Source organism: Synechococcus sp. BA-120 BA3 (assembly GCF_034931285.1).
Classification (GTDB): Bacteria; Cyanobacteriota; Cyanobacteriia; order PCC-6307; family Cyanobiaceae; genus Cyanobium.
Genome location: NZ_JAYGHZ010000254.1, coordinates 22601 through 29258, shown reverse-complemented (window position 1 = coordinate 29258; position 6658 = coordinate 22601). Strand labels below are relative to the sequence as shown.

Below are 6658 nucleotides of genomic sequence, written 5' to 3'. Positions count from 1 at the left end.
GCCCAGGGTGCCGAGGCGCTGCCCGGGCTTCACCGTCTGGCCCCGCACCACCTGCAGGTCGAGCAGCCGCCCGTCCCGGGTGGCGGTGAGGGTGCCGTCGTAGGCCAGGCGGGTCCGGGTGACGCGGACGGCGCGGCGGGCGTCCTCGATGGCGAAGCGCCGCCGCTGGGCTTCGGTCTCGATGGCGAGCCTCACCTTCTCCCAGGCGTCGATGGCCTCCCGCTGCCGGATGCCCAGTTCGGCGACGCTGTTGTCGAGCTGGATGGCCCGGTCCTCGCTGGCCACCACCTCCTCGGCCAGGGGGGCCACCACCTCGCGGCGGGCCAGATGGCGGAAATCGGCCACCTTCTGGTCGTAGACGCGACGCAGGGCGTCCAGGCGCTCGCGGTTGCCCTCCAGCTGGGCCAGGGCGGTATCCCGCAGCCGCCCGGCCGAGGCCAGCCGCGCCCGGTCGCGGCGGTCGAGATCGGCGTCGATGCGGATCAGCTCCGCCAGGTCCTTCTCCTGGCGGCGCAGCTGCTGCTCCAGGGTGGGCAGGTAGAGGCGGATCAGGGTCTGGCCCCGGCTCACCCGCTGGCCCTCCCGCACCGGCAGGCTGAGGATCTGGCCCTCGGCCCGGGAATCGATCACCGTGGCGCCGCCGGGCACGATCACGACCCCCCGGCCGACCACCTCGGTGGGCACCGGCCAGAACAGGAACCACCCGGCCGTCAGGGCCCAGGCGCTGCCCAGGGCCACCAGCACCTGCCGCTCCGACGTGTCCTCCGGCGTGCCCATGGACGGCCTCAGCCCCGCAGCCGTTCCACCAGGTGGGTGCCCACCCGCAGGGCATTGGCGATGGCGGTGAGGGAGGGGTTCACGGCGCCGATCGTCGGCATGAAGCTGGTGTCGACGACGTAGAGATTGTCGACCTCGTGGGCCTTGCAATTGAGGTCGAGCACCGAGGTGGCCGGATCGCTGCCGAAGCGGCAGGTGCCGGCCTGGTGCCCCACGGCGGCGATGCCCATGCTGTTGGCGATATAGAACTGCCGCTCCACCAGGTGGTTGCGCAGATAGAGCCGATCCAGCAGGCCCTCCAGGCGGCTCACCAGGCGCGCCGAGGCGGTGAGGTTGTTGGGGGTGTAGCTCAGCTGGATCTGGCCGCTGCCGGTGACGGTCACCCGGTTGTTCGGATCGGGGAGATCCTCGCTGGAGATCCAGAAGTCGAGGGCGTGTTCGGCGATCCTGTCCATGCTCCAGCCGGGCATCAGGAAGGTTTCCAGTGGCGCGTAGCCCTTCATGATCGTGCCGTTGGTCTTGCCCGTCATCTGGATGTTGCCCATCGGGTAGTCGAAGTCGGCATCCCCGAGATACCAGTCGTTGATCGACACCGTTTTCTGAAAGATGGTGCGGTTCGGCTCATGGGCCAGGGCCACCATCGCCTTGCTGTTGTGGAACATGTAGTGGCGACCCACCTGGTCGGAGCCGTTGGCCAGGCCGCGGGGATGGCGGTCGTTCGCCGACAGCAGCAGCAGCCGGGCGCTGTTGGCGGCGCCGCAGCTCACCACCACCACATCACCGCTCACCGTCAGCGGCTCCCCGTCCCGCTCCAGTTCCACCGCCTTCACCGTGCGGCCGGATTCATCGGTGATCAGGCGCTTCACCTGGGCCCGCGTCAGCAGGGACACGTTCGGCTGCGAAAGGGCCGGCCGGATGCCCAGCACCTCCGCGTCCGACTTGGCGTGCACCAGGCAGGGGAAGCCATCACAGCAGTTGCACTTGCGGCAACGGCTGAAGGCCATGTGGGCCTCATCGAGCTGGACGCCGCTGGGGGCGTGGAAGGGATGGAGCCCGGCGGAGCGCAGGTCGTCGACGAGTTGCTGCATCCGCGGCTCATGGGCCACCGGCGGATGGGGGTAGGGGCCGCTGCAGGGCGGCTCGGTGGGATCCTCACCGCGCTGGCCGTGCACGTGGTACATCTCCTCGGCCTTCTGATACCAGGGCTCGAAGTCGGCGTAGCGCAGGGGCCAGGCCGGCGAGGTGCCATCGAAGTGGGCCAGCTGCTCGAAATCCTGCTGGCGCAGGCGGAAATGGGCAGCGCCGTACATCTTGGTGGCGCCTCCGACGAAGTAATGGCTGCCGGGCTGGAAGGGCTTGCCGTGCCTGTCGAGCCATGGATCCTTCGACACGTAGCGGTTCTGCTGGAACACCGCTTCGGCGTCCCAGTTCTGGGGTTCCTGGGGCAGCCAGTCGCCCCGCTCCAGCACCAGCACCTTCAGGCCCGTGGGGGCCAGGTGGCGGGCCAGGGTGCCGCCGCCGGCGCCGCTGCCGATGATCACAACATCGAAGTGGGCCCCGTGGCCCACCTGCAGTTGCTCCGCCTGCGGCAGGGGCGAGATGTATGGGCTGGGACCGGCGATCGCGGCGCTGGAGGACGGGGTGCTCATGGCGGGGGGATCAGCCTTCGGGATAGCGGTGGAGCTGGTTGAGCATCTTGCAGACCATGGCGCTCCATCCGGTCTGGTGGGAGGCACCCACTCCGCTGCCATTGTCGCCGTGAAAGTACTCGTTGAACAGGATCAGATCGCGCCAGTGGGGATCGGTCTGGAACAGCTCCACATCTCCCAGGAAGGGGCGACGGCCCCGGCCGTCGCGGCGGAACAGACCCACCAGCCGCTTCTCCAGTTCCAGGGAGGCCTGCCAGAGGGTGATCCAGTGGCCCGAACGGGTGGGGAACTCCACCTTGAAGCTGTCGTCGTAGAAATGGGCGAACTTCTGCAGCGATTCGATCAGCAGGAAGTTCATCGGCATCCACACGGGCCCGCGCCAGTTGGAGTTGCCTCCGAACATCGCCACCGGGCTGTCGGCCGGGCTGTAGGCGAGCGTCTGGCTTTCGCTGCCTTCGGTGTAGGTGTAGGGGTGCCGCTCATACACCTTGGAGAGGGAACGGATGCCATGGGGGGAGAGGAACTCCTCCTCATCGAAGAGTCGCTCGCAGATGCGTTGCAGCCGCTCCCTGGGCACCAGGGTGAACAGCACCCGGTCGTTGTTCCAGATTCCCAGGTTTTCCACCACCCAGGAGGGAGTGGTGCGCTCGTGGGTGAACCAGGCCAGGGTGTGGGTAACATCGAGCATCGGCAGCCGTGCCACGGTGTCGATGTCGAAGCTCTGCACCGCCAGCAGGGGCACCAGGCCCGAGATGGAGCGGGTGCGCAGGTAGTCGACGCTGCCGTCGGGCCGCTTGATGACGTCGTAGTAGAAGCCGTCCTCCTCGTCCCAGTTGAGGTAGTTGCGGCCGGCGGGATTGTTCAGGGCGATCGCCAGCTGCACGAAATCGACCACGAAGCGTTCGCAGATGTCGGCGTACTCCGGTTCCTCGCGGCTCAGCTCCACGGCGATCTGCAGCAGGTTGAGGCTGAGCGAGGCCATCCAGGCTGTGCCGTCGCACTGCTCGATGATGCTGCCGTCGGCCAGGGGGAAGCGCCGATCGAACACGGCGATGTTGTCGAGCCCCAGGAATCCCCCCTCGAACACATTGTCGCCGGAGCGGTCGTTGCGGTTCGCCCACCAGCCGTACTCCAGGATCAGCTTGCGCAGGGCGGCGCGCAGGAAGGAGAGATCGGCGGCATCGCTGTTCTTGCGATCGATCTGATAGATGCGCATCGCCGCCCAGGCGCCGATCGGGGGGTTGGGGTCGGACAGGGCCCACTCGTAGGCGGGGGTCTGGGCGTTGGGGGCGGTGTACTGGGGCTTGCGCAGCAGCATGCACTGCTCCTTGGCCGTGGCCGGATCGAAGACGGCGAAGGCCACCGAGTGGAACATCAGATCCCACTGGCAGAAGTAGGGGTACTCCCAGCAGTCCGGCATCGAGATCACGTCGTGGGCGTGCAGCCGCTCCCAATAGGCGTTCTGGGTGTGGCGCCGCTCGGCCGGCGGGGGCGTGCCGGTGGGGTCGCCCTCGAGCCAGCGCATCACGCTCCAGCCGTAGTACTTCTTGCACCAGAGCAGCCCGGCGGTGCCGGCCAGGTGGATGCGGCGGTCGTCCTCGGAGAGCCCCGGAACGCGATGCTCGAAGTACTCCTGCCACTCCCGCTCGCGCTCGCTGAAGATTGCCCCGAACGCCTCCCCGAGCTCGGCCGGGCCGGGTGCGGGGCCATCGACCCGATGCAGGCGCAGCTCCACCAGCCACTCCTCGCCGGCGGCCAGGGTGCGCTGCAGCACACGACCCGCCTTGCTGCCCACCAGGGCCGGATTCACGGCGCCGGCCTCGCCATCGACCACATGGCGATGGAAGCCGTCCTTCTGGAAGGGCGTGGCGTTGGGCTGGCCCCAGAGCCGCTCGCTGTTGGTTTCGTTGTCGGTGAAGATCCAGCTGCCCGGCTCCCGGCAGTCGAGCTGGTACACCCCGAGATGGGGCAGGGCATCGGTGACGATCGATGGTCCGCCGGCGCCGGCGAGCGGGCGGATCCGGTGCTCGACTTCGTCGGGATAGCCCCAGCGCCAGGTGTTGCGCAGCCACAGGCTGGGCAGCAGGGTGAGGGGGGCCGGCTCGGGACCGCGGTTGGTGACCCGTAGCCTGATCAGCAGGTCCTCCGGGCCGGCCTTGGCGTACTCGATGACGACATCGAAGTAGCGGCTGTCGTCGAAGATGCCCGTGTCGACCAGTTCGTACTCGGGCTGGTCGCGGCCGCGGCGGCCGTTCTCCGCCAGTAGGTCGGCGTAGGGGAAGGGCCGCTGCGGGTACTTGTACAGCCCCCGCATGAAGCTGTGGGTCGGGGTGTTGGCGAGGTGGAAGAAATAGTCCTTGAGATCCTCGCCGTGGTTGCCTTCGGGGTTGCCGAGGCCGAAGGGCCGTTCCTTGAGGATCGGGTCCACGCCGTTCCACAGGGCCAGCGAGAAGCACAGCCGGCACTGCTCATCGCAGAGGCCCAGCAGGCCGTCCTCGCCCCAGCGGTAGACGCGGGAGCGGGCGTGGTCGTGGGGGAAGGAGCGCCAGGCGTCCCCGTCGGCGGAGTAGTCCTCGCGCACGGTGCCCCACTGGCGCTCGCTCAGGTAGCTGCCCCAGAGGCTCCAGGGGGCAAGGCCGTGGTCGCGCTCGGCCATCCGCCGGGTTTCCGACGGGGTGATGGCGTCGATGGCGGCGGCGCTGGGGACGCTGGCCGTCATAGGGACGCCTTCAGGGCGGCGCCGATGCGCAGGGCATTGGCGATCACCGTGAGCCCCACCCCCACCGACGGACAGGAGGGCAGCACGCTGGCATCGACGATCCAGAGGTTGGCCACCTCGTGGCTGCGGCCGTCGAGGTTCACCACCGAGGTGGCCGGATCCGAGCCCATGCGGCAGGTGCCGCAGGCGCCGCCGATCACCGGCAGGGGCGCCTCGCCGCGGGGGTGGGTGGGGGCGGCCTTGGCGACCATGGTCAGGGGGTCGGCCTCGACGGCCTTGAGGCAGTCGATCCAGCGGTAGACGAGGCGGTCGTGGGCTTCGCGGTTGTTGGCGGTGTAGTGGATCTGCAGCTGCTGGCCCCGCAGGGCAACCCGATTGTGGGGATCGGGCCGCACGGCGCTCATGGCCCACCAGGTGATCGAGCGGGCGGCCAGCTGCTCGAGGCCGAAGTCCGGCAGCAGGCGGGTCACCAGGGAGAGCACAGGCGGCGACTCGGCGAACAGGGCGTCCTGGAGCACTCCGCCGCCGCTCTGGATCGAACCGAGGGGGAAGTCGACGTTCTTGTCGCCCCAGTAGAAGTCGGTGATGCCATGGCCGCGGGCGTAGCGGCCTGAGTTGGGGGCGGCCGCCAGCTGCAGGATCGAGGTGAGCTGGGGCTTCATCAGGTTGCGGCCCACCTGGTCGGAGCCGTTGGCCAGGCCACGGGCGTGGTGGTCGGTGGCGGAACGCAGCAGGATCTCCGGCGTGCCGATGGCCCCGGCGGCCAGGACCACCTGGTGGCTGCGGAACAGCCAGCGCTGGCGGTCGATCTCCACCTCGACGCCACGCACCTCCTGGCCCGACGGGTTGACGTGCAACTGCAGCACCTTGGCCTTCTCCCTCACCGTCACGCTGCCGGAGCCGCGCGCCGGATCCACGCCGAACAGTTCGGCATCCCCGGTGGGATCGACCGCCGACTCGGACCAGCTCAGGGGCAGGTCGTAGGGATGGAGTCCGTGGCGCTCAAAGGCGGCGCGCAGTTCCACCAGGAAGGGCTCCACCGGCCGCGGCGCGGCGGGATAGGGGCCCTGCCTCGCGGGGGCGGTGGGATCGGCACCGGCCACGCCATGGACCCGGTAAAGGGCTTCGGCCCGCTCATACCAGGGGGCCAGGTCGTCGTAGCGCAGCTCCCAGTCCGGGGACGGACCCTCCTGGAGCGCCACGCCCGTGAACTCCGCTTCCCGCATGCGCTCGAGCACGCCACCCCAGATCTTGGTGTTGCCGCCGATGGCATGGACCATCTGGGGGGAGAAGGGGTCGCCATCGGTGCCGAACCACGGCTCCTCGGGGTGGTAGCGGGGCTTGCGGAACAGCCCCACCTCGGCGAGGTTCTGATCCGCCTGGGGCATCACGCCCCCCCGCTCCAGCAGCAGCACGCTGTGGCCCCCGTCGGCGAGGGCGGCGGCCAGGGTGCCGCCACCGGCGCCGCTGCCGATCAGGATCACGTCGTAGTGGGTGTCGTCGATGATCATGG

The 6658-nt window shown here is 69.2% G+C and carries 4 protein-coding genes; all 4 read right to left on the bottom strand.

The features are described from left to right. On the bottom strand, positions 1–777 hold a 777-nt coding region (locus tag VB737_RS08670), incomplete at its 3' end, for an HlyD family secretion protein (protein ID WP_500312462.1). A gap of 8 nt (positions 778–785) precedes the next feature. Further along, positions 786–2426, bottom strand: a complete 1641-nt coding sequence (locus VB737_RS08665; RefSeq protein WP_500312461.1) for a GMC family oxidoreductase — start codon at positions 2424–2426, stop codon at positions 786–788. A gap of 10 nt (positions 2427–2436) precedes the next feature. Further along, positions 2437–5145, bottom strand: coding sequence for an MGH1-like glycoside hydrolase domain-containing protein (locus tag VB737_RS08660; RefSeq protein WP_500312460.1), 2709 nt, complete (start codon positions 5143–5145; stop codon positions 2437–2439). Further along, positions 5142–6656: a GMC oxidoreductase gene (locus tag VB737_RS08655; protein WP_500312459.1), complete on the bottom strand. Its 1515-nt coding sequence runs from the start codon at positions 6654–6656 to the stop codon at positions 5142–5144. Before VB737_RS08655 ends, VB737_RS08660 begins: the two co-directional genes overlap by 4 nt. Between the last annotated feature and the right edge of the window lie 2 nt (positions 6657–6658).

What these genes read in the sequence shown, in the direction of transcription:
- VB737_RS08655 (WP_500312459.1), bottom strand. Translation starts at nt 6,656, where the DNA reads ATGATCATCGACGACACCCACTACGACGTGATCCTGATCGGCAGCGGC.
- VB737_RS08660 (WP_500312460.1), bottom strand. Translation starts at nt 5,145, where the DNA reads ATGACGGCCAGCGTCCCCAGCGCCGCCGCCATCGACGCCATCACCCCG.
- VB737_RS08665 (WP_500312461.1), bottom strand. Translation starts at nt 2,426, where the DNA reads ATGAGCACCCCGTCCTCCAGCGCCGCGATCGCCGGTCCCAGCCCATAC.